We start from the raw sequence: 483 nt of genomic DNA on the forward strand, positions 1-483 counted from the left end.
CGACCATAGCGGTAGCCATAATCATACCCATAACCATAATGAGCCTTGCGGACATCAAACTTGGTCAGCACTCCGCCAATGACTCGGGCATGCGCGCTGGCCAGGCGGCTAAGCGCCGTCTTGACCAAGGTAGCGCGGATACCGTGCGATTCGACGACGAAAATAACCCCTTCCACCCGGCTCGCGATTAGAGGCGCGTCCGCCAGCCCCATGACGGGCGGTGCATCGATCACGACATGATCAAAAGTCTCAAGCAAACGTTCGATCAGCAATGGCAAGCGCTTCCCGGTAAGGAGTTCTGCGGCATTTGGCGGGATCGGGCCTGACGACATCGCGGTGAATCCGAGTTCACCCATTTCGAAGGTCAATGCAGCGATGTTATCTTGACCGGTCAGGAAGTTGCTCAAGCCCCTGTTATGGTCAACGTCCCCCAACTGATGGACGGATGGCGAACGCATGTCGCCATCGACCAGAATGACCTTG

Annotated in this window: 1 protein-coding gene; it reads right to left on the reverse strand. The window is 56.7% G+C overall.

What is annotated here, in order from left to right; genetic code table 11:
- Positions 1-483 (reverse strand): tyrosine-protein kinase family protein (locus tag AACY19_RS27110; RefSeq protein WP_339454570.1); only part of this gene is annotated, 483 nt, incomplete at both ends.

It is taken from the genome of Pseudomonas sp. EA_5y_Pfl2_R50 (assembly GCF_963970475.1).
GTDB lineage: Bacteria > Pseudomonadota > Gammaproteobacteria > Pseudomonadales > Pseudomonadaceae > Aquipseudomonas.